The 20,725-nt window shown below is 64.9% G+C and carries 17 protein-coding genes and 1 pseudogene; 6 read left to right on the plus strand and 12 right to left on the minus strand.

The features are described 5' to 3' along the window. The first annotated feature begins 391 nt into the window (after positions 1 to 391). The 3 genes from DNK34_RS16375 to DNK34_RS16385 are packed head-to-tail and all read left to right on the plus strand — an operon-like array spanning position 392 to position 3,993. Positions 392 to 1,816: a di-heme oxidoreductase family protein gene (locus DNK34_RS16375; RefSeq protein WP_131176004.1), complete on the plus strand. Its 1,425-nt coding sequence runs from the start codon at positions 392 to 394 to the stop codon at positions 1,814 to 1,816. Positions 1,817 to 1,827: 11 nt separating this feature from the next. Next, a complete protein-coding gene (locus DNK34_RS16380; protein ID WP_131176005.1) occupies positions 1,828 to 2,889 on the plus strand; it encodes an imelysin family protein in 1,062 nt (353 codons plus the stop codon). 9 nt (positions 2,890 to 2,898) lie between these two features. Further along, positions 2,899 to 3,993 (plus strand): DUF1513 domain-containing protein, encoded by a 1,095-nt coding sequence (locus tag DNK34_RS16385; RefSeq protein WP_131176071.1) that lies wholly within the window; start codon positions 2,899 to 2,901, stop codon positions 3,991 to 3,993. A 232-nt stretch (positions 3,994 to 4,225) separates the two neighbouring features. Here the strand turns inward: DNK34_RS16385 and DNK34_RS16390 are convergent, their stop codons facing one another. The 6 genes from DNK34_RS16390 to ppc form a co-directional block, all read right to left on the minus strand. Beyond that, positions 4,226 to 5,089, minus strand: coding sequence for a DUF72 domain-containing protein (locus DNK34_RS16390; RefSeq protein ID WP_131176006.1), 864 nt, complete (start codon positions 5,087 to 5,089; stop codon positions 4,226 to 4,228). Positions 5,090 to 5,138: 49 nt separating this feature from the next. Further along, positions 5,139 to 5,480, minus strand: a complete 342-nt coding sequence (locus tag DNK34_RS16395; protein WP_131176007.1) for a hypothetical protein — start codon at positions 5,478 to 5,480, stop codon at positions 5,139 to 5,141. A 92-nt stretch (positions 5,481 to 5,572) separates the two neighbouring features. Beyond that, the gene (gene tsaB / locus DNK34_RS16400; protein WP_131176008.1) at positions 5,573 to 6,259 is read right to left on the minus strand and encodes a tRNA (adenosine(37)-N6)-threonylcarbamoyltransferase complex dimerization subunit type 1 TsaB; all 687 of its coding nucleotides are present in this window, start codon (positions 6,257 to 6,259) and stop codon (positions 5,573 to 5,575) included. A gap of 154 nt (positions 6,260 to 6,413) precedes the next feature. Then, positions 6,414 to 7,259, minus strand: a complete 846-nt coding sequence (locus tag DNK34_RS16405) for a 5'-nucleotidase, lipoprotein e(P4) family (protein WP_242675337.1) — start codon at positions 7,257 to 7,259, stop codon at positions 6,414 to 6,416. 189 nt (positions 7,260 to 7,448) lie between these two features. After that, positions 7,449 to 8,096, minus strand: coding sequence for an adenylate kinase (gene adk, locus DNK34_RS16410; protein ID WP_131176009.1), 648 nt, complete (start codon positions 8,094 to 8,096; stop codon positions 7,449 to 7,451). 358 nt (positions 8,097 to 8,454) lie between these two features. Continuing rightward, a complete protein-coding gene (gene ppc / locus DNK34_RS16415; RefSeq protein ID WP_131176010.1) occupies positions 8,455 to 11,091 on the minus strand; it encodes a phosphoenolpyruvate carboxylase in 2,637 nt (878 codons plus the stop codon). Positions 11,092 to 11,265: 174 nt separating this feature from the next. Between ppc and DNK34_RS16420 the strand changes: the two genes are divergently transcribed. The 3 genes from DNK34_RS16420 to lptF all read left to right on the plus strand — a co-directional run bounded on the left by DNK34_RS16420 (position 11,266) and on the right by lptF (position 13,132). Continuing rightward, complete coding sequence (locus DNK34_RS16420) at positions 11,266 to 11,610, plus strand: pilin assembly protein (protein WP_131176011.1); 345 nt, start codon at positions 11,266 to 11,268, stop codon at positions 11,608 to 11,610. A gap of 253 nt (positions 11,611 to 11,863) precedes the next feature. Then, positions 11,864 to 12,298, plus strand: coding sequence for a DUF4398 domain-containing protein (locus tag DNK34_RS16425; protein ID WP_131176012.1), 435 nt, complete (start codon positions 11,864 to 11,866; stop codon positions 12,296 to 12,298). 48 nt (positions 12,299 to 12,346) lie between these two features. After that, positions 12,347 to 13,132, plus strand: a complete 786-nt coding sequence (lptF, locus tag DNK34_RS16430) for a lipotoxin F family OmpA-related lipoprotein LptF (protein WP_131176013.1) — start codon at positions 12,347 to 12,349, stop codon at positions 13,130 to 13,132. A 154-nt stretch (positions 13,133 to 13,286) separates the two neighbouring features. On the opposite strand, the gene DNK34_RS16435 is transcribed toward lptF, so the two are convergent. The 6 genes and pseudogenes from DNK34_RS16435 to prfB form a co-directional block, all read right to left on the minus strand. Next, positions 13,287 to 13,607, minus strand: a complete 321-nt coding sequence (locus DNK34_RS16435) for a PA3694 family proteiin (protein WP_131176014.1) — start codon at positions 13,605 to 13,607, stop codon at positions 13,287 to 13,289. A gap of 133 nt (positions 13,608 to 13,740) precedes the next feature. After that, on the minus strand, positions 13,741 to 15,036 hold the full coding sequence (locus tag DNK34_RS16440; protein ID WP_131176015.1) for a flavohemoglobin expression-modulating QEGLA motif protein: 1,296 nt from the start codon (positions 15,034 to 15,036) through the stop codon (positions 13,741 to 13,743). Positions 15,037 to 15,142: 106 nt separating this feature from the next. Beyond that, positions 15,143 to 16,876 carry a sensor domain-containing phosphodiesterase gene (locus tag DNK34_RS16445; protein WP_165497318.1) on the minus strand — a complete coding sequence of 578 codons (1,734 nt, stop codon included), beginning with the start codon at positions 16,874 to 16,876 and terminating at the stop codon, positions 15,143 to 15,145. Between the two features lie 206 nt (positions 16,877 to 17,082). After that, a pseudogene (locus DNK34_RS16450) lies at positions 17,083 to 17,589 on the minus strand (leucine zipper domain-containing protein); the annotation flags it as partial. Between the two features lie 255 nt (positions 17,590 to 17,844). Further along, the gene (gene lysS / locus DNK34_RS16455) at positions 17,845 to 19,347 is read right to left on the minus strand and encodes a lysine--tRNA ligase (RefSeq protein ID WP_131176017.1); all 1,503 of its coding nucleotides are present in this window, start codon (positions 19,345 to 19,347) and stop codon (positions 17,845 to 17,847) included. A 116-nt stretch (positions 19,348 to 19,463) separates the two neighbouring features. After that, positions 19,464 to 20,559 (minus strand): peptide chain release factor 2 gene (prfB, locus tag DNK34_RS16460; protein ID WP_131176018.1). Its coding sequence is split into 2 segments (ribosomal slippage): positions 19,464 to 20,486 and positions 20,488 to 20,559, totalling 1,095 coding nucleotides; the frame shifts between segments, so codons are not numbered across the junction. Positions 20,560 to 20,725 lie beyond the last annotated feature (166 nt).

Consider the following 20,725-nt stretch of genomic DNA (forward strand, 5'->3'; position numbering starts at 1 on the left):
GTTCCATAGCATCATGGTGACCGGTTCAGTTGGCCCTGGGCTATTCCTAGGGTCTGTTGCCGTTTCAACGCGAGCCGCGTTGCAGCGAGAAATCTCGCCAGGCGAGGCGGAGGACGCAGGGAATGGCGTTCCCTTTTCAAGTCCTCCAACGAAGCATGGCGAGATTTCCCGCGCAACCCGAAGGGCCGGGCCCGTTTTGCCGCAATGCAGCGTTTCTCGCCGACTCATTTAGCCCACTAAACTTCGCGGCTCGTGCCTTGCCTCGCGGCAAAACGGGCTCCGGCGCGGCCGTGCGTGAAACGGCAACAGACCCTAACGCAAATCCGTCTTATTTAAAGTGGGTTGGCCTGCTAATATTGCCGCCCTGATTTTTCTGTCGCGAATCCCTGTGATGCTTGCGCCGTTCCGTCGCCCGCTGCCGCTGTTGCTACCGATCCTGGCAAGCGCCCTGGTGGCTTGCGACCAGTCGCCACGTTTCACCCAGGCCGAGCCTGACGAAGCGCTTTCCGCCGGCCTGACCACCGTCTCGCGTCGCGACCAGAACGCCTTTTCCCTGCCCTCGGCCAATCTCGAGCCGGTTCGCCGCCTGGACTTCAGCGTCGGCAACAGTTTCTTTCGCAGCCCCTGGGTGATCGCGCCGTCGACCACCACCGCACGCGACGGCCTCGGCCCGCTGTTCAACACCAATGCCTGCCAGAACTGCCATATCCGCGATGGCCGTGGCCATCCGCCCGAGCCGGACAGCATCAATGCCGTATCGATGCTGGTACGCCTGTCGATCCCGGCCACGGCCAAGGATGCCTGGATCATCGAGCGCCAGGGCGTGCTGCCCGAACCCAGGTATGGCACCCAGCTGCAGGACATGGCCAATCCCGGCATCGCCCCCGAGGGCAAGGTGCGCGTCGACTACAGCAGCCATGCGGTGCGCTTCGACGACGGCTACACCCTGGAGCTGCGCCGCCCGCACCTGAATATCAGCCAGCTCGGTTACGGCCCGATGCACCCCGATACGCTGTTCTCGGCCCGTGTCGCGCCACCGATGATCGGGCTGGGCCTGCTCGAGGCGATTCCCGAAGCGGCGATCCTGGCCAATGCCGACCCCGACGACGCGGATGGCGACGGCATCGCCGGGCGTCCCAACCGAGTCTGGGACGACGCCGCGCAGAAGACCGTGCTCGGCCGCTTCGGCTGGAAGGCCGGACAGCCCACGCTCAACCAGCAGAACGCCCATGCCTTCGCCAACGACATGGGCCTGACCACCTCGCTGCTGCCGCACGCCACCTGCAGCCAGGCGCAGAGCGCCTGCCTCCGGGCGCCCCATGGCGGCGACCCCGAGGTCAGCGACAACATCCTCGACAAGGTGCTGTTCTATACCCGCAACCTGGCTGTCCCGGCACGCCGCCAGGTGGACGCCGAGCAGGTGCTGGCCGGCAAGACGCTGTTCCATCAGGCCGGCTGCCAGGGCTGCCACACGCCGCAGTTCGTCACCGCCGCCGATGCCGCCGAGCCGGAACTGGTCAACCAGATCATCCGCCCCTATACCGACCTGTTGCTGCACGACATGGGCGACGGCCTCGCCGACGGCCGCGGCGAGTTCCTCGCCACGGGCCGCGAATGGCGCACGCCGCCGCTCTGGGGCATCGGCCTGACCGAGAAAGTCAGTGGCCACACCCAGTTCCTGCACGACGGCCGCGCGCGCAACCTGCTCGAAGCCATCGCCTGGCACGGCGGCGAAGCGGAGCGGGCCAAGCGTCATGTCCTGACATTTTCCAGCGAGGAGCGCGCCGCGCTTCTGGCGTTTCTGAACTCACTGTAAAGGAGCCGCGCATGATCCGTTCTCCGCTGACCCTCGCCCTGCTCGGGCTGACCCTCACCGCCTGCTCGCCGGCCGATCCCGAGGCCAGCGTCAGCGCGGCGCTGGCGGACGGCGTGCTGCTTCCGGCCCATAACGCCTGGAGCGAGGCGGACAGGAAACTGGCCGCCAGCGCCAGGGCGTTCTGCGCCGGCGAACAGGAGCTGCCGGAGGCGCGCCAGGCCTTCCTCGCCGCCCAGAGCGCCTGGGCCGGACTGCAGCCCCTGGCGGTAGGCCCGCTGGCCGAAGGCAACCGTGCCTGGCAGGTGCAGTTCTGGCCGGACAAGAAGAACCTGGTGGCGCGCCAGGTGCAGGCGCTGGTCACCAGCAAGCCGCAACTGGGCGTGGCCGATCTGGCCAAGGCCAGCGTGGTCGTCCAGGGGCTGACCGCTTACGAATACCTGATGTACGACCCTGACATCGACCTCCAGGATGCCGCGCAGAAAGCGCGTTACTGCCCGCTGCTGGTGGCCATCGGCGAGCACCAGCAACAGCTGGCGGACACGGTCATCGAGCAGTGGCAGGCCAAGGATGGCGCACTCGGCCAGTTCAAGTCCTTCCCCAATGAGCGCTATGCCGAAGCCGGCGAGGCGATCTCCGATATCCTGCGCACTCAGGTCAGCGCCATCGACGGCTTGAAGAAGAAACTCGGCGCGCCCCTGGGCCGGCAGAGCAAGGGCGTGCCACAGCCCTACCAGGCCGAAGCCTGGCGCAGCCAGGCCAGCCTGGCCAACCTCGGGGCCAGCCTGGCCGGCGCCGAACGGCTCTGGCACGGCGCCGAGCAGAACGGCATACAAGCCCTGCTCGGCGATGATCAGGCCGCGCTCAAGCAACGCCTCGACAGCGCCTACGGCGACACCCGGCAGAAACTCGCCAGCCTGCAACGCCCCCTGGGCGAAATGCTCGGCGACGAGGCCGGGCGCCAGACCCTCAACGACTTCTACGACAGCCTCAACGTGCTGCACCGCCTGCATGAGGGCGAGCTGGCCAGAGCGCTGGGCATCCAACTGGGCTTCAATGCCCATGACGGGGACTGACACATGGCGATCCGACGCAGAACCTTTCTCGGCCTGAGCGCCGCGGCGCTGGCCGCCGGCGCCCTCGGTGGCTGGACACTGAGCAACGGCAGTGCGCAGCCGCTGCTGCTCTCGGCGCGCAACGACGACCAGGGCGTGCACTACGCCGTCGGCTACCGGCTGGACGGCAGCCAGGTATTCGCCACTGCGGTCAAAGAGCGCTGCCATGACGTGGTGCCCCACCCCAGCCTGCCCCTGGCGCTGTTCGTCGGGCGCCGGCCAAGCACCGAAAGCTACCTGGTCGACACCCGCGACGGTCGCCTGCTGCAGACCCTGCACGCGCCCGCCGATCGCCATTTCAACGGCCATGCGGTGTTCCACCAGGGCGGTGAATGGCTGTACGCCACCGAGAACGACACCGCCGATCCCGGGCGCGGTGTGCTCGGCGCCTACCAGTTGATCGACGAACGCCTACGGCGCCAGAACGAACTGTCCAGCCATGGGCTGGGCCCGCACCAGTTGCTGTGGATGCCCGATGGCGAGACCCTGGTGGTGGCCAACGGCGGCATCCGCACCGAAGCGGAAAGCCGGGTGGAAATGAACCTCGACGCCATGGAAGCCAGCCTGGTGCTGATGGGCCGCGATGGCACCCTGCACAGCAAGGAACGCCTGCCCGAGGCGATGAACAGCGTGCGCCACCTCGCCGTGGCGAGCGACGGCACCATCGTCAGCGGCCAGCAGTACATGGGCGATGCCATGGATGCCGTGCCGCTGCTGGCGATCAAGCGGCCGGGCCAGCCTTTCCAGCACTTCCCCGTGGGCGACGCCCAGCGGCAGATGATGAACCAGTACACCGCCAGCGTGGCGGTGCACAGCGAACTGCGCCTGCTGGCGCTGACCGCCCCGCGGGGCAACCGGCTGTTCATCTGGGATCTGGACAGCGGCGCCCTGCGCCTCGATGCGGCCCTGCCCGACTGCGCCGGCGTCGGCGCCGTGGAGCAAGGTTTCGTGGTCAGCGCCGGCATCGGCCGCTGCCGCCTCTACGACTGCAGCGGCGAACGGATCGCCATGCAGCCGCTGGAGCTGCCGGCCGGGCTATGGGACAACCACCTGCGCCTGGCCTGACCGGCAACAAACAGGCGCAAACGGCCTTTGGCCTTCGATCAAAAGCGCTTGAGGCTGGAAAGCTGGACGAAAGAGCCTGTGCGGTTTGCTTGTCGTTCAGACGTAGGGTGGACAACGCTCTTTTTGTCCACCATTGCGATTGCGGGGCGGTGGACGGATCGGGCCGCGCAGGCAAGCGTCGTCCACCCTACGAACGGCCGCTTCCGCCTTATCGCTCTGATTGCCCGGCCGCCTAAAGCAAGCCGAGCTGCTCGGCCCGCGGCTGACTGTCGGTGTAGTCGGGCAGGGCCGGCAATCCCGGCAGGCGTTCGCTCAGCAGGTGGTGGAAGCGCAGCGCCTGGGCGGCGGCGAGGTGGTTGTCCGGCGTGTGCAGGAACACATGGGGCGTCAGCCCCTGCTCGATCCACTCGGCGACCTTGTCCAGCCAGGGCGTGAGGAAGGTCTGGTTGGCCTGCAGATCCGGCCCACCGATGAAGCGGATCTGCGGACTGTCGCTGAAGGCCGCCGGGCGCACCGGCAAACGCGGCTTGCGCGACTGCGCATGGAGCACCGCCGGGTCGCGCGAGTGGCAACTGAACAGGGCCCTGGAGTCCAGGCAGATACGTTCCACGCCGCGGTCACGCAACAGTCGGTTGAGCGCCTTCTCCTCCTCGCCCTTGGCGAAGAAGTCGTGATGGCGCACCTCTACCGCCAGGCGGCGTCCGGCGAACGCGTCCAGCCAGAACGCCAGTTCGCCCAGGCGCTGGGGGCCGAACGCGGCCGGCAACTGCAGCCACAAGGGGGCGACCCGCTCGCCCAGGGGCGCCAGCAACCGCAGGAATGCCCGGGTGCTGTCGAGCTGTTCGCGCAGATCGCCCTCATGGCTGATATCACGGGGCAGCTTGGCGCAGAAGCGGAAATATCCGGGCATGCATTGCGCCCAGCGCGCCACGGTATCGGCCGAGGGGCGGGCATAGAAGGTGGTATTGCCCTCGACCGCGTTGAACAGCCGGCAGTAGTGCTCCAGGCTCTGGGAGGGATTCAGGTCGGCCGGGTAGACACCGCCGCGCCAGGCGGGCTCGTTCCAGGAGGGACAACCAAGGAAATAGGGAAGCATCGCAAGCCGTATCGCTATTCTCTGACGGCTTGCTAGGATACAGCAGGATTCAGGCGAACAGATCCAGGCCGAGCACCTGCTGCGCATCGAGGTCGCTGGCATAGGCCGCGGTGCTGCTGTAGCTGGCGATGGCCTGGGCGGCACGGTTGCTCATGGCGGGCTGGTAGGTGACGTCCATGCTGCGCGCCGGGAAGCTGTCGCTGCTGGCGTTGGCCTGCTGCACACGACGGATCTGCGGCGCCTGCTCGAAGCCCTGGGTGCTGGCTGGCGAGGCCGGTTGCTCACGCTGCGACTCGACTTCACGCTGCGCTTCGCGAAAAGGCGTGACCGCCGTCCCCGAGCGGGGGCCGCGATCTGGCGAATAGGGCGCGATGGAACCGTCGATACGCATCAATGACTGCTCGGAGGGAAGGCCAACGGAAGTGATGGCAATTTAGCCGCGTCCTTTGGCCTTGGCAATCCATCCTCGACGGAAGGTGCGGATCAGGCCGGCGGCGGCATTCTGGGCGTGGCCACCTGATCGCGCAGGTACACCGGCTGGGCCAGATCGGCCACCAGCGCCTCGCCGCGCGCCCAGGCGAATCGCGCCAGGCTCAGCAGGTCCTCGGCATGCGGCAGCATCGCCCCGTCCTGGCCACTGACAGGCACCGCGATACGCGATGCGAAGCTGCCCCAGCCGGTGCCCGCGGCGAACCAGTCGCCACTGGCGTCATGCGGCAAGGCAGCCCGTTCGGGGGCCAGCACGGCTTCCACGCCGGCCAGGCGCATTTCGCCCTGCTCGGCGCGGTAGCAGCCCCAGTACAGCTCATCCATCCGCGCATCGATGGCCGCGGCCACCTGGCTGGCGCCGTGCTCGCGCAATGCCCGTTGCGCCAGCACGGCGAGGTTGGAAACCGGCAGCACCGGTCGATCCAGGGCAAACGCCAGCCCCTGCACCACGCCGATGGCGATGCGCACCCCGGTGAAGGCGCCGGGGCCGCGGCCGAAGGCGATGGCGTCCAGCGCCGACAACGGCACTCCGGCCTGCTCCAGCAACGCCTTGATCATCGGCAGCAGCCGCTGGGCGTGCAGGCGCGGGATCACTTCGTAGTGACTCGACACCTTGCCGTCGTGCAGCAAGGCGACGGAACAGGCTTCGGTGGCGGTGTCGAGGGCCAGCAGAGTAGTCATCGCGGTTCGGGCAGGTAGCGGAACGGGCGGGCATTAAAACGGTTTGCCGCGTTTTTTTCCAGCACGGCGGCAACCTGATCCAGCTCAGCCCCCGTGCGCACCCCGTGGCGATACGCCCGCCGCTTGAAGCTTGAAGCTTGAAGCTGCCTTTACCTCACCATTTCTCGATAACGGTTTCGGCGTCCCAGGCGTTCAGGGGCTCCTGCGACCAGGTGCCATAGCCGGCATTGGGGAAAACGATCCACTCGGTACCCCATTTACCGGCCTCCGCTTCGACCTCCGCACGTTGCTGCGGGACCGGCGTCTTGCGGAAACGCGCGTCGAAATCATGCAGGGTATCGCCCAGCAGCATCACGATCCGGTGATCGGCTGCGACGATCGCCCTGCGCTCGACCTTGGGCGGCCCCAGCAGCAGCACACTGTCCGGGGTGACCTGCGGCAGGCCCATCTTGCTCAGCGTCGCGAGGGTGTGTGGTTTCTGCTCCTGTGAGCGATCCGACACATAGCGAATGACCACCCCCAGGCTGTCGGCATGCTCGAGGAATTTCCTGGCCCCGGGGATCAGCACGGGATCGCCATCGCGCTCCCAGGGCAGCCAGGTGTCCCAGCCGTCATAGCTGTGGCAATTCGCCAGATCACGCGCCAGCAGCGCGGAATTGTCGATCACCGTTTCGTCCACGTCGGTGACGATGGCCAGTTTCGCGGGATCATCCGCAGCCGCCACGGCGGCGTCCAGCTTCTCCGTGGCGATGTTGTAGGCCTGCAGCTGCAACGCCCGGACCTCCGCCGATTGCTGCTGATAACGCAACGCCATGCTGAACTCGGCCACCGAGCAGTCGGCTGGTTTTTCTGCCGAGCCCTCGGCAAAGGCGAACGATCCGCTCAAAGCCGCTGCGACAAGGGCGATGGATAGGCAGCCGAAGCGTCTGTTCTTGGTCATGGATTCACTCCGCAGTGAGGGTTGATACCCCGCCCCTCGCCCGCGCCCGAGCCGTTGCATAGGGAGGGTCGCATGGGTTGGGCGCCGCGATCCGCGTGGCGCCGTACGGGTGGGCGGCCGTTCAGCAGCGTCGCGCGCCACATGCTTGATTCTCGATGGCCAGCGGCCATGGTCGTTAGCCCGGACAGTCATCGACATGCCCATAAACGACAACGGCCCGCAAGCGGGCCGTTCGGGTCAGGCGGCACTTCAGCTGAGCGCGGCCAGTACCTTGGTGGTGATCTGCTCCACCGAGCCGACACCGGCAATGGCGCTGTACTTCGGCGTGCCCTCGGTGGCGGAGAGCTTCTGGTAGAAATCCACCAGCGGCTTGGTCTGCGAATGGTAGACCGAGAGGCGATGACGCACGGTTTCTTCCTTGTCGTCGTCGCGCTGGATCAGCGCTTCGCCGGTCTCGTCGTCCTGGCCGGCGACTCGCGGCGGATTGTGCTCGGTGTGGTACACGCGGCCGGATGCCGGGTGTACGCGACGGCCGGCGATGCGGCCGACGATCTCTTCGTCTTCCACGGCGATCTCGATCACGTGATCGATACGCACGCCAGCGTCCTTCAGCGCCTGGGCCTGGGGAATGGTGCGCGGGAAACCGTCGAAGAGGAAACCGTTGGCGCAATCGGGCTGCGCGATGCGTTCCTTGACCAGGTTGATGATCAGTTCATCGGAGACCAGACCACCGCTGTCCATCACGCTCTTGGCGACCAGGCCCAGCTCGGTTCCGGCCTTGACCGCTGCGCGCAACATGTCGCCGGTGGAAATCTGCGGAATGCCGAATTTCTTGGTGATGAAACCAGCCTGAGTACCTTTGCCGGCACCGGGCGCCCCTAGCAGAATCACGCGCATCGATGTGCTCCTCAAGATTTAGTAGTGATGGTGGACTCGCCTCTTGGGGCCAATCTCAAAGGGTTTCGGCAAGATGTCGAAATGCCAAAAGGTCGATCAAGATACACAGCGCCCCTATGCCGCACAAGCCATCGAAAGTCGCAGACACCCGCGGCCAATGGATCACCTCGACTGGCCGTCAGGCCCCCTGCGACAGGCTTCGGCCACGGCGGAGCGCCGGCCTGCCGGGCAGCCGATCGGGCAAACGGAAACAGCGGGCTAAAGACGCGAAAAATCACGAAAACAGGCAATAACCCAGGCATCTGCAGGCAACTCACGGCTGCCAACGCCCAGCGCGGGAATTCGCCCCCTGCCCGCCTTAGCCGGTATTGCGCAGCCCCGCAGCAATGCCCGCCACGCTGACCAGCAACGCCTGTTCCAGAGCGCTGCCGGCCTGTTCCTGGCGTTGCCGCGAGCGGGCCAGCAATTCGGCCTGCAAGAGATGCAGGGGATCGAGGTAGGTGTTGCGCACGCTGATCGATTCCAGGGTTTCGGGGCTGTGGCCGAGCAACTGCGACTGTCCGGTCAAACCCAGCACGGCAGCGCAGGCCTGCGACAATAGGTCGCGCAGATGCGCCCCCAGCGTCTGCAGCGATGGTTCGACCAGACGCTCGTCATAGAGCCTGGCGATCGCCTCGTCGGCCTTGGCCAGGACCATTTCCAGCATGTCGATGCGCGTGCGGAAGAACGGCCAGTGCTCGCGCATCTCACCGAGCAACTGCCCTTCGTCACGGGCCAGGGCGTTGTTCAGGGCGCTTTCCCAGCCGAGCCAGGCCGGCAGCATCAGGCGCGTCTGCGTCCAGGCGAAGATCCACGGGATCGCCCGCAGGCTCTCCACACCGCCTTCGCGCCGCTTCGCCGGGCGGCTGCCCAGGGGCAAGCGTCCGAGCTCCTGCTCCGGCGTCGCCTGGCGGAAGTAGTCGACGAACTGGGCATGCTCGCGCACCACGCCGCGGTATGCCTGGACACCGCCGGCCGAGAGCCGGTCCATCATCGCCCGCCAGGCCGGCTCGGGCGCCGGTGGCGGCAGCAGGGTCGCTTCGAGCACGGCCGCCAGATAGAGGTTGAGGTTCTGTTCGGCGATATCCGGCAGGCCGAACTTGAAGCGGATCATCTCGCCCTGCTCGGTGGTGCGGAAACGCCCGGTCACCGAACCCGGCGGCTGCGACAGGATCGCCGCATGGGCCGGGCCGCCGCCACGCCCCACGGTGCCGCCACGGCCGTGGAACAGCAGCAGCTCGACCTGATGCTGGCGGCAGATGTCGACCAGGGTTTCCTGGGCGCGGTATTGCGCCCAGGCCGCCGCCGTGGTGCCGGCGTCCTTGGCCGAATCGGAATAGCCGATCATCACCTCCTGGGGGCCGTGCAGGCTGGCCCGGTAGCCGGGCAAGCCCAGCAGGCGCTCGATCACCGGCCCGGCGTTGTCCAGATCGGCCAGGGTCTCGAACAACGGTACCACGCGCATCGGCCGACGCAGCCCGGCCTCCTTGAGCAGCAGTTGCACGGCCAGCACATCGGAAGCGGCCCCGGCCATGGAAATCACGTAGGAGCCCAGCGAAGCCGCCGGCGCGGCCGCCACTTCCCGGCAGGTCGCCAGCACCTCGGCGGTCTCGCCGCTGGGCTTGAAATGCCCCGGCAACAGCGGCCGGCGATTGCCCAGCTCGGCGAGCAGAAAGCTCAGGCGCCGCTCCTCGTCCCAATCGGCGTAACGGCCCAGGCCCAGGTAGTCGGTGATTTCACTGAGCGCGGCGGCATGCCGGGTGGCGTCCTGGCGGACATCCAGGCGCACCAGGAACAGGCCGAAGGTCGCGGCCCGGCGCAGACAGTCGAGCAAGGGCCCGTCGGCGATCACGCCCATGCCGCATTCATGCAGCGACTGGTAGCAGCACTGCAGAGGTTCGAACAGCTCGGCGTTGTCCCTGAGCACCTCGCTCGGCATCTCCACCGGGCCCGTGAGCGACTCATGGGCCCAGCGCCGGGTCGCGCGCAGGCGCTCACGCACTTGCTTGAGCAAGGCGCGATAGGGCTCGGCGCTCTCCCCTACCCGCGCCCGCAACGCCGAGCTGGCCTGCTGCATGGACAGCTCCGCGGCCAGGCTGTCGACATCGCGCAGGTACAGGTCGGCGGCCATCCAGCGCGCCAGCAGCAACACCTCGCGGGTGACCGCGGCGGTGACGTTGGGATTGCCATCGCGGTCGCCGCCCATCCAGGAGGCGAAACGGATCGGCGCGGCCTCCAGCGGCAGGTGCAGCCCGGTGGCCTGGTGCAGCGCCCGATCGGCCTTGCGCAACACGGCCGGCACGGCCTGCCACAGGGAGTGCTCGATGACCGCGAAACCCCATTTGGCCTCATCCACCGGGGTCGGGCGGCTGCGGCGGATTTCCTCGGTGTGCCAGGCCTCGGCGATCAGCCGCTGCAGCTGCTGGCCGATGGCATCATGCTCGGCCTGCGAGAGATCGTCGTGATCCTGTCGCGCCAGTTGCGCGGCGATGGCGTCGTACTTCTGGATCAGGGTGCGGCGCGCCACCTCGGTGGGATGGGCGGTCAGCACCAGCTCGATATCCAGCCGGCCAACCTGCCGCGCCAGGGCCTCGCCACCCTGGCCGTCGGCCTGCAGGCGCTGCAGCAGTTGCTCCAGCACATGGTTCTCGAAGGGTTCCGCCTCATCGGCGGCGCGTCGTCGCACACGGTGGTACTGCTCGGCGATATTGGCCAGGTTGAGGAACTGGTTGAACGCCCGCGCCACCGGCAGCAGCTCGTCATCGGCGAGCTGGTCGAGGGTCTCGCTGAGCTGCCGCGCGCCCTGCGCGGAGCCCTGACGCGCGGCCTTGGCGCCCTTGCGGATGCGCTCGATCTTGTCGAGAAAGGCGTCCCCGTGCTGATCACGGATGGTCTGGCCCAGCAGTTCGCCGAGCTGATGAACATCCTCGCGTAGCCGCACATCGATTTGCGCCATGGCCGTTCCTCCACCGCTGACTGTGCCTGCAGAGTGCCCAGCATCGGCGCCGCTGACAAGCCGCCAGGGCTATCGACCGGGCGAACCTCGCCTCCCGGTAGAACCTCCGTACGCCGTGGCGGGTCTAGAACCTAGATCCGGCATCCACCATCCGCAGGCCAGCATGAGGTTCTTATGAAGATTCGCGAACTCGTTGAGCAATGGGAGCAGAGCGCCAAGGGCCGCCTGACCCGCACGCCCTATCAGGTCCACCTCGACCTGGAATCGGCCGCCCGCCTCGCCGCGCTCGGCGAGATGTACCCCAAGCGCCAACCCGAAGAACTGCTCGGCGAGTTGCTCGGCGCCGCGCTCGAGGAACTGGAAGCCAGCCTGCCCTACGTGCAGGGCAGCCAGGTGGTGGGAAGCGATGAGGAAGGCAATCCGCTCTACCAGGATATCGGCCCAACGCCCCGTTTTCTCGAGCTTTCACGCCAGCACCTGCACGCCCTGACGGCGCAGGAGCCGGCCATCGATCACTGAGCGCATGGCGATCACTGGCGTGCGGAATATCTTCCGTCACGCCGCGGCGCGACGACTTATTGGCGGCGCAATACCGGCAATTTTATATTTTTTGCTGAACGTTTCCTGAATCCCCGGACTCACAGAACTATGCCGCAGTGACCGTTGGTCGTCGGAAAACGCACGTTCGGTCCCGAACCACGTGCTCCGCGCCGCCCTTCACCCATCGGCAGGTGACCCTCATGGAAGCCGAATGTTTGTCAGGAAACCACCAATGGAGTTGAACATCATGAGCATCAACACCGCCTCAAAAGCGCGTACTCAACTGGCCAGCTGGAAAGTCGTGGCACTGGCCATCGGCAGCAGCCTGATCCTCGCCGGCTGTGCGGGCAACCCGCCCAGCGAGCAGATGGCCGTGACCAAATCCGCCGTCAATGAAGCCGTGAGTTCGGGCGGTACCGAATTCGCCGCGGTGGAAACCAAGTCCGCTCAGGACAAACTGAAGCAGGCTGAACTGCAGATCTACGAGAAGAATTACAAAGAGGCCAAGCGCCTGGCCGAACAGGCCGAGTGGGACGCACGCCTGGCCGTGCGCAAGACTCAGGCGGCGAAAGCCGAGAAAGCACTGCAGGATGCCCAGCAGGGCATCGAGGAACTGCGCCAGGAAGGTCTGCGCGGCACCCAGACGGCACCGTCTCAGGGCCAGTAATCGGCACCGTCGAACAGACTTCGCTAAATAGTTAAAGGATGACCAACCATGCGTAATCAAGTGATGATCCCCGCCCTGCTGGCTTTGAGCGTAGGCCTCGCGGCCTGCTCGTCGCAGCCCAACGTCAACCTGGAACAGGCGCGCAGCAACTACTCCACGCTGCAGACCGATCCGCAGGCGACCAAGGTAGCGGCCCTGGAAACCAAGGACGCCGGCGATTTCCTGGAGAAAGCCGAGAAGGCCTACCGCGACAAGGAAGACGAGAAGAAGGTCGACCAGTTGTCCTACCTGGCCAACCAGCGTATCGAAGTGGCCAAGCAGACCATCGCTCTGCGCACCACCGAGCAGAACCTGGAGCAATCCGCCGCCCAGCGTGCCCAGGCCCGCCTGGAAGCCCGTGACGCGCAGATCAAGCAGTTGCAGAACAGCCTCAACGCCAAGCAGACCGAACGCGGCACCCTGGTGACCTTCGGCGACGTGCTGTTCGACCTCAACCGCGCCGAACTCAAGCCGGGCGGCTTCAACAACATCAACAAGCTGGCCCAGTTCCTCCAGGAAAACCCGGATCGCAAGGTGATCGTCGAAGGCTACACCGACAGCACCGGCTCGGCCGAGTACAACCAGGGCCTGTCCGAGCGCCGCGCCAACTCGGTGCGTGCCGCGCTGATCAGGCAAGGGGTCGGCCCGGAGCGCATCGTCGCCCAGGGTTATGGCAAGGAGTATCCGGTCGCCAGCAACGCTGACTCCGCCGGCCGGGCCATGAACCGTCGCGTGGAAGTGACCATTTCCAACGACAACCAGCCCGTGGCGCCGCGTTCCACCCAGGGCAACTGACAGGCCGTTTCACGCCAGCACGCCGAGATAGGCGCTGTCAGGTTACTCGGCAAAACCCCGCTACGGCGGGGTTTTGTCGTTTCCGGGCCCGGTGCGATGTGCGCGGGCGTCCAGCATGCTCCTCGGTAGCGCCGCGTTCGCGCAGGAGAGACGCTCACTGCGCCGGCAGGTCATCGACCATGCAGCGCACGGCCTGCTTGCGATTGTCTACCAGCACCCCGCTGAGCCCCTTCTGCTTGAGATCGAACAGCACCAGCACGCCGTCGATGCACTGGGCGATCTCATCGGCCGGCTTCAGGGAGACCTTGTAGTCTTCGCCGGGCACGGTCTTGAGCATGGTGAACTCGGACAGCAGCAGGGCATCCTCCGGCTTGGCGAAATGCAGGTAGCCGTAGTAGCCGAGCACCGCAACGGTGCCGGCGATACTGCCTATGGCGGTGAGGATCAGGGGAATCGGATTGCGTGCTTCGTTCATAGAAATCTCGGACAGGCAGGCTTGAGGCTTGAGGCTTGAGGCTGAACGATTGTGAAACGGTGAACCCGTTCCACACCACAGGCACCGCCCCGCTTTTTCGTAGCGCCTTCCAGCCTCCAGCGTATCTTCGGCTTTACAGGATATTGGCGTAATCGGCTTCGATCCGATCCAGGCTCAGGTGGTTGAGGAAGTTGGAGAAGCACATCCAGGCCGACAGCGAATTGAGATCGCGAAACTGCTGCGGCAGATACCGGGGTGCGCTGACCAGACCTTCATCGACCAACTGCCGCAGGGTACGCATATCTTCGAGCGTGGTCTTGCCACAGAACAATAAAGGGATCTGTTCCAGCTTGCCTTTGCGCACCGCCAGCTGGATGTAGTTGTAGATCATGATGAAGCCCTTGAGGTAGGACAGATCCTTGGTGAAGGGCAGGCCATCGGGCGTGGAACCGCGGAAGGCGCGGCTGGCGTTGCCGTAGCTGTCTTCCAGGCTGAAGCCCTGCTCGCGGTAGAAATCGCAGACCTGCAGGAAGTCCGCCCCCTGCTCGGCCATGTGGATGGCGCGGGTGCGGTTGGTCAGCTTGCGCAGGCGGCTGGGATAGGAGGCGAAGGCGATCACTTCCATGAGGATGGCCAGGCCTTCCTGGGTCACGGTCGACGAAGGCGGCCCCTTGGCGAGGAAGGTGCAGACCGGCTGGTTCTGGCCATTGAGGGTGGTGGCGACATGCACCAGCCCTTCGTGCACCTCCAGCGCCTTGACATCGCGTTCGTTGAACAGGGCGTCGGCGCGGATCTTGATGTAGTCGGCGCCGGCCGCGGCATCGGCGAGTATGCCGTCGGACTCGAACACGCGAATGGTGCCGTCGTTCTCGCCGAACACCAGGTTCAGGCGGCTCTGCAGCAGCGCCACGGCGTCCTTGGCGGTGAGCGTCTTGGGCTCGTCCTTGAGGTCGCCGCGGCTGTCGATGTTGTTGAGGAAGTCGGAAAACATCAGGCCCAGATCCGCCAGGGTCGGATCGCCGGCATGGAAGGCATCGGAAGCGGCGCCGTAGAGCTCCTGGGAAATCAGGCCGAAGTCGGCGGTGCCGCGCGCCTCGAGCATGCGGATGACCATGCGGTACTCGCGGCACATGCGCCGCATGATCTGCCCGACCGGGCTGAACTGGCCGAGCTGGCGGGTGATGTCGCGCTCGATGTTCTGGAATTCCAGCTTCTTCGCCGCGGCATCGAACGCCAGGGGCCGGCCCGCGTAATAGTCGCGGTCGACAGCCGGCGGCTCCTTGCCCTTGTGCTTGAGAAAGGTCTGCCGCAGCGCATCGTCCCACTTGACGGCATCGAGCACGCGAATCGGCGTCTGTGCCTCGACGATGCGATCGGACAGCGCACGCACGATCAGTTGGTAATCGTCGAGCTCTCTGTGGCTGTTCATGGGGGTCCTCGTTGCGTGTTGCGAATGGGTCATGGCCCGCAACAAACGCCAGTGCTGTTCACCCTCGCCCTCCGGAAGCGGGCCGGGAGCGCTACAAGCTTGAAGTTTAAGCCTTACCCTCATTGCGAAGCCAATCGATGAGAGCCGATGGCTCCAGCGGGCGAGAGATAAAAAAGCCTTGCGCTTCCTGGCAGCCACATTCACGTATCAGATCCAGGGTCCGGCTCGTCTCGATGCCTTCCGCGACGACACGCATACCCAGTTCCCTGGCGAGGGCGATCAGTGCTCGAGTGATGCTCCAGTCTCTTTGCCCATGCCTCAGATCGTTCATGAACGAACGATCGAGCTTGACGATGCTTGCGGGAATGTCCCGCAGGTAGGACCAATTGCTGTATCCGCTGCCGAAGTCATCGATGGCAATATCGATACCTATCGCCTTGAGCCTTTCGATCTGGATCAGCACCGTCGAGGAATCACCGATCAGGGCGCTTTCGGTGAACTCCACTTCCAGGCTGGAACCCGCCAATCCATGTTGATCGAGCAATCTTATGATTTCATCCGTCAGGTGGCCGCTGCTCAGATCCGCGGCGGAGACATTAATGGCCACTTTCAGATCGATGCCGTTGCTCCGCCAATTCGCCGCCTGCTCGATAGCCCGTTTGACTACCCAGAAGCTGACCGCAAGGATGAGTGCCGTTTTCTCCGCGAGGGGGATGAACTCGGCAGGGCTGATCTCACCCAGGGTCGGATGTGTCCAGCGCAGGAGGGCTTCGGCGGATACGCAGGCGCCCGTACTCAGATCCACGCGGGGTTGATAGACCAGCCTTAATTGAGTCGGTGAGTGGATGGCATTGCTCAGGTCATTGAGCAAACGTGTCGCTCGCTGCTGCGCTTCATCCATCCTGGAATCGTAATAGGCCCAGCCTCTCCCCGAGGTGCGCGCTTCGTCAGCAGCGCTGACGATCAGCCTCATCCAGTCGGATGCAACGGTGCCGGCACTCATGCGCAATATGCCGATACCGATCTGAGGCATGATGGGAATGCCCTGGCAGTCCATGGGTTTGCTGAATGCGTCCACCAGCCGCGAGAACACGCTTTCCGCCTGATGGATCAGGCTCTGCGGCACGATGAAGGCAAACCTCAGCGCACTGATCTTGTAGAGCGCCCACTCAGTGGGCAGTAGCGTACGCAGGGCGTTTCCGACAGACCTGATGAAGTCGTCGAGGAAATGAAAGCCAAGCGACTTGAGCATATCGTTCATCTGCGCGGGTGAGACGACCTCTATGGCGACGGCAAGCAACGCATCGCCTTTTTTCAGCGTTTCATCTATGTCGTCTTCCAGCTTGACCCTGTTGAACAAGCCGGTCGGTGCATCAATGAACGCCGAAATGCGCAGATCCCGGATTCGACTCACCACGAGATTGGCCAATTGCCGTAAGAAAATAGCGTCATCCGCTAACATCGGCTGCCGAGCTTTGGTGTCGATGATGCACAGGTTACCGAGGACGACACCGTCCTCAATCTCCAGCGGCGCCCCCGCGTAGTAACGGATGCCTGGCTCGCCGATGACCAGAGGGTTACTGCTGAAGCGATCGTCCAGTGTGGCATCGCACACCTCCAGTCCCTCTCCTGACACGACGCTGTAGGCACAGAAGGATATGCAGCGAGGCGTTTCCTGCAGAGCCGTGCCGATCTTGGCACGGAACCACTGGCGATTATTGTCCACGATCGAAACCAGCGAGACTGGCGCCTTGAAGTACGCCGCGGCTATTTTCACGATCTCGTCGAGGAATGGATCGGCACTGTGATCCAGCAAGAAAGGGCGATCGTCAACCAGCATCTGTCGACGTGATTCGTTCTGCGGCGTTGGCGGGCAAGGAACCGGCATCGGCTTTCTCATGGTTGATGCGCTAACGGGTGTCGAAATCCTTCTCGAGGGAATACGACGATAGTAACAAAATGACATCATCGAAGAAGGCGAGTTGCATGCCGTCTGGCGGATGCCGATGAACATCCCCGAGCGCAAACGTACGCTTCTGAACGGCGGCCGGTGCCGCTGGCCGTCTGGGTGCGATCGCCGGTGACGCGATGACCAGGCTGATGGAAGCGACCCAGCTTCTTGATGTCCAGATGCAGCAGGTCACCGGGGTGTTCGAACGGATACCGCACGGTCGGGGCGCGGGTCCAGGTTCGCCAGGCGATTAAGGCCCAGGCGCTTGAGCAGTCGTGCCACGGTGCTGACTGCGATACCCGACTCCTGGCTGATGTGCCGGTAGGTCATGCGTGCCTGGCGTCGCTCGACAAGCTCCTCGACTTGCCGGCGGCGTCGCGTGGGCGCGCAGTGGTGTGGGCGCGAGGAGCGATTGTGCAGGCCCTGCCGGCCCTCATCGCGAAAGCGCTTGAGCCACTTGCAGGCGATGCGCGCGCTGACCCCAGCGGCCTGGGCCGCTTCTTCGACGCGCAGACCCGCTATACGAGAAGGGCCCGACCGTAGGGCGTTAAACGGGCATGTTCATCCGGGACTCCTGGAAGGCTCTGTCGGTCGCACGTCACAGTGTTCCGGGACAGCCTCGGATGAACAACCTACCGGGAGATCACATCGAGACCAAGACCAAAGCCGCCCGAAGGCTGATGCCGAGCAGACAAGGTTTTGCAGGAGCGTCGCCCCGGCGCGATGCGATGGCGGCCATCCCGCAGAATCCACGGCGTGGCCACCATTCGCCGCGGGGTCGCGGCTCCTACTAGGCTCGGGCAAACCGCCGTTTTGCGGGCCAAACGCTTAGCGGACCGGCATCGGCCCGAAGTGGCTCAGAGTTCCGGGCGCATATGCGGGAACAGAATCACGTCACGGATCGACGGCGCATCGGTCAGCAGCATCACCAGGCGGTCGATGCCGATCCCCTCGCCCGCGGTCGGCGGCATGCCGTACTCCAGGGCACGCACGAAGTCGGCGTCGTAGTGCATGGCCTCGTCGTCGCCGGCGTCCTTGTCCGCCACCTGGGCGTGGAAGCGCTCGGCCTGGTCTTCCGCGTCGTTCAGCTCGGAATAGGCGTTGGCGATCTCGCGGCCACCGATGAACAGCTCGAAGCGGTCGGTGACGCTCGGGTCCTGGTCATTGCGCCGGGCCAGCGGCGAGACTTCGAACGGGTACTGGGTGATGAAGGTGGGCTGCTCCAGCTTGTGCTCGACCAGTTCCTCGAAAATCATCGTCTGTAGCTTGCCCAGGCCTTCGAAGCCCTTGACCGCGGCACCGGCCTTGCTGGCGATGGCGCGGGCCTTGTCGATGTCCTGCAGGTCGGCCGCGCTGATCTCGGGATTGAACTTGAGGATCGAGTCGAATACCGACAAGCGGGCGAACGGCTCGCCGAAATGGAACACCTTGCCCTGGTAGGGCACGTCGGTGCTGCCCAGGACCAGCTGCGCCAGCTCGCGGAACAGTTCCTCGGTGAGGTCCATGTTGTCTTCGTAGTCGGCGTAGGCCTGGTAGAACTCGAGCATGGTGAACTCGGGGTTGTGCCGGGTCGAAACGCCTTCGTTACGAAAGTTGCGGTTGATCTCGAAGACCTTCTCGAAACCACCGACCACCAGCCGCTTGAGGTACAGCTCCGGGGCGATACGCAGGAACATCGGCATGTCCAGGGCGTTGTGGTGGGTCTCGAACGGCTTGGCCGCGGCACCGCCGGGAATGGTCTGCAGCATCGGCGTTTCCACTTCGAGGAAATCGCGCTGGGCGAGGAACTTGCGGATGTGCGCGATGACCTGGGAGCGCACGCGGAAGTTGTCGCGCACCTCCTCGTTGACGATCAGGTCGACGTAGCGCTGGCGGTAGCGCTGCTCGGTGTCGGTCAGACCGTGGTGCTTGTCCGGCAGCGGGCGCAGCGACTTGGTCAGCAGGCGTACCTGGGTCATCTCGACGTACAGGTCGCCCTTGCCGCTGCGGGCCAGGGTGCCTTCGGCGCAGATGATGTCGCCCAGGTCCCAGGTTTTCACCGCGGCCAGGGTGTCTTCGGGCAAGGTCTTGCGGTTGACGTAGAGCTGGATGCGCCCGGTCATGTCCTGAATCACCATGAACGCGCCACGGTTGAGCATGATGCGACCGGCGACCTTGACCGGAATGGCGGCTGCTTCCAGCTCTTCCTTGGTCTTGTCGGCGTACCCTTTCTGCAGATCCGCACAATAGCTGTCGCGGCGGAAGTCGTTGGGGAAGGCATTGCCCTGGCTGCGCACGGCGGCAAGCTTTTCCTTGCGCTGGGCAATCAGCTTGTTCTCTTCCTGTTGCAGGTGCTGCTGGTCGAGTTGTTGCTCGCTCATTTCGGGTCGTCCCGGTCAAATCATCGTCTTGAAGGATCGCTGCAAGCTCCGAGCGGCAAGCTCCAAACGGGAGGTTGCCGGCCTGCCAGCTTGCGGCTTGAAGCTTGTCGCTGCGTTCAGAGCCCCTGCTTGAGGCTGGCGATAAGGTACTCGTCGAGATCGCCGTCCAGCACCTTGTCGCAATCGCTGCGCTCGACATGGGTGCGCAGGTCCTTGATCCGCGAAGCGTCGAGCACATAGGAGCGGATCTGGTGACCCCAGCCGATATCCGACTTGGAGTCTTCCAGCACCTGGGAGGCGGCGTTGCGCTTCTGCACTTCCTGCTCGTACAACCTGGCCCGCAACATCTTCATCGCGGTGTCCTTGTTGGCGTGCTGGGAACGTTCGTTCTGGCAACTGACCACGGTGTTGGTCGGCACGTGGGTGATACGCACCGCCGAATCGGTGGTGTTGACGTGCTGACCACCGGCGCCGGAGGAGCGGTAGGTGTCGATGCGCAGATCCGCCGGGTTGATCTCGATCTCGATGTTGTCGTCGATCTCGGGCGAGACGAACACCGCGGTGAACGAGGTGTGGCGGCGGTTGCCGGAGTCGAACGGGCTCTTGCGCACCAGGCGGTGCACGCCGATCTCGGTGCGCAGCCAGCCGAAGGCGTATTCGCCCTTGATGTGCAGGGTGGCGCCCTTGATGCCGGCGACTTCGCCGGCGGACAACTCCATGATGGTGGCATCGAAACCGCGCTTGTCGGCCCAGCGCAGGTACATGCGCAGCAGCATGTTGGCCCAGTCCTGGGCCTCGGTGCCGCCGGAACCGGCCTGGATGTCCAGGTAGGCGTTGTTGGCATCCATTTCGCCGCTGAACATGCGGCGGAATTCCAGCGCCTCGAGAATGCCCCGCAGCCGCTCGATCTCGCTGGCGACATCGTCGACCGCCCCCTGATCGTCTTCTTCGACGGCCATGTCGAGCAGGTCGCGGGAATCGGCCAGGCTGCCGGTCAGGTCGTCGATGGTCTCGACGATCTGCGCCAGGGTGGCACGCTCACGGCCCAGATTCTGGGCGTATTCCGGGTTGTTCCAGACATTCGGGTCTTCGAGTTCGCGGTTTACTTCGACGAGACGATCATGTTTGTGATCGTAGTCAAAGATACCCCCGAATGGTCTGGGTGCGCTCGGACAGGTCCTTGATGCTATTCAGGATCGGGTTGATTTCCATGGCTGGCGGCACTCGCAGGTAAAACTTCGGAAAAGCCGGTGAGTATACCCGACTCCGACGGCGCTGGCAGCCCGCGGCCCCGGTGATCGGGAAGGCCAGGCCATGGCCGCGGGCGCCCTCGCAAACGCAGGCGTTCCTGCAACGCCCTGAACGACATCCGCAAAAG

It is taken from the genome of Phytopseudomonas dryadis (assembly GCF_004327355.1).
Lineage (GTDB): Bacteria > Pseudomonadota > Gammaproteobacteria > Pseudomonadales > Pseudomonadaceae > Aquipseudomonas > Aquipseudomonas dryadis.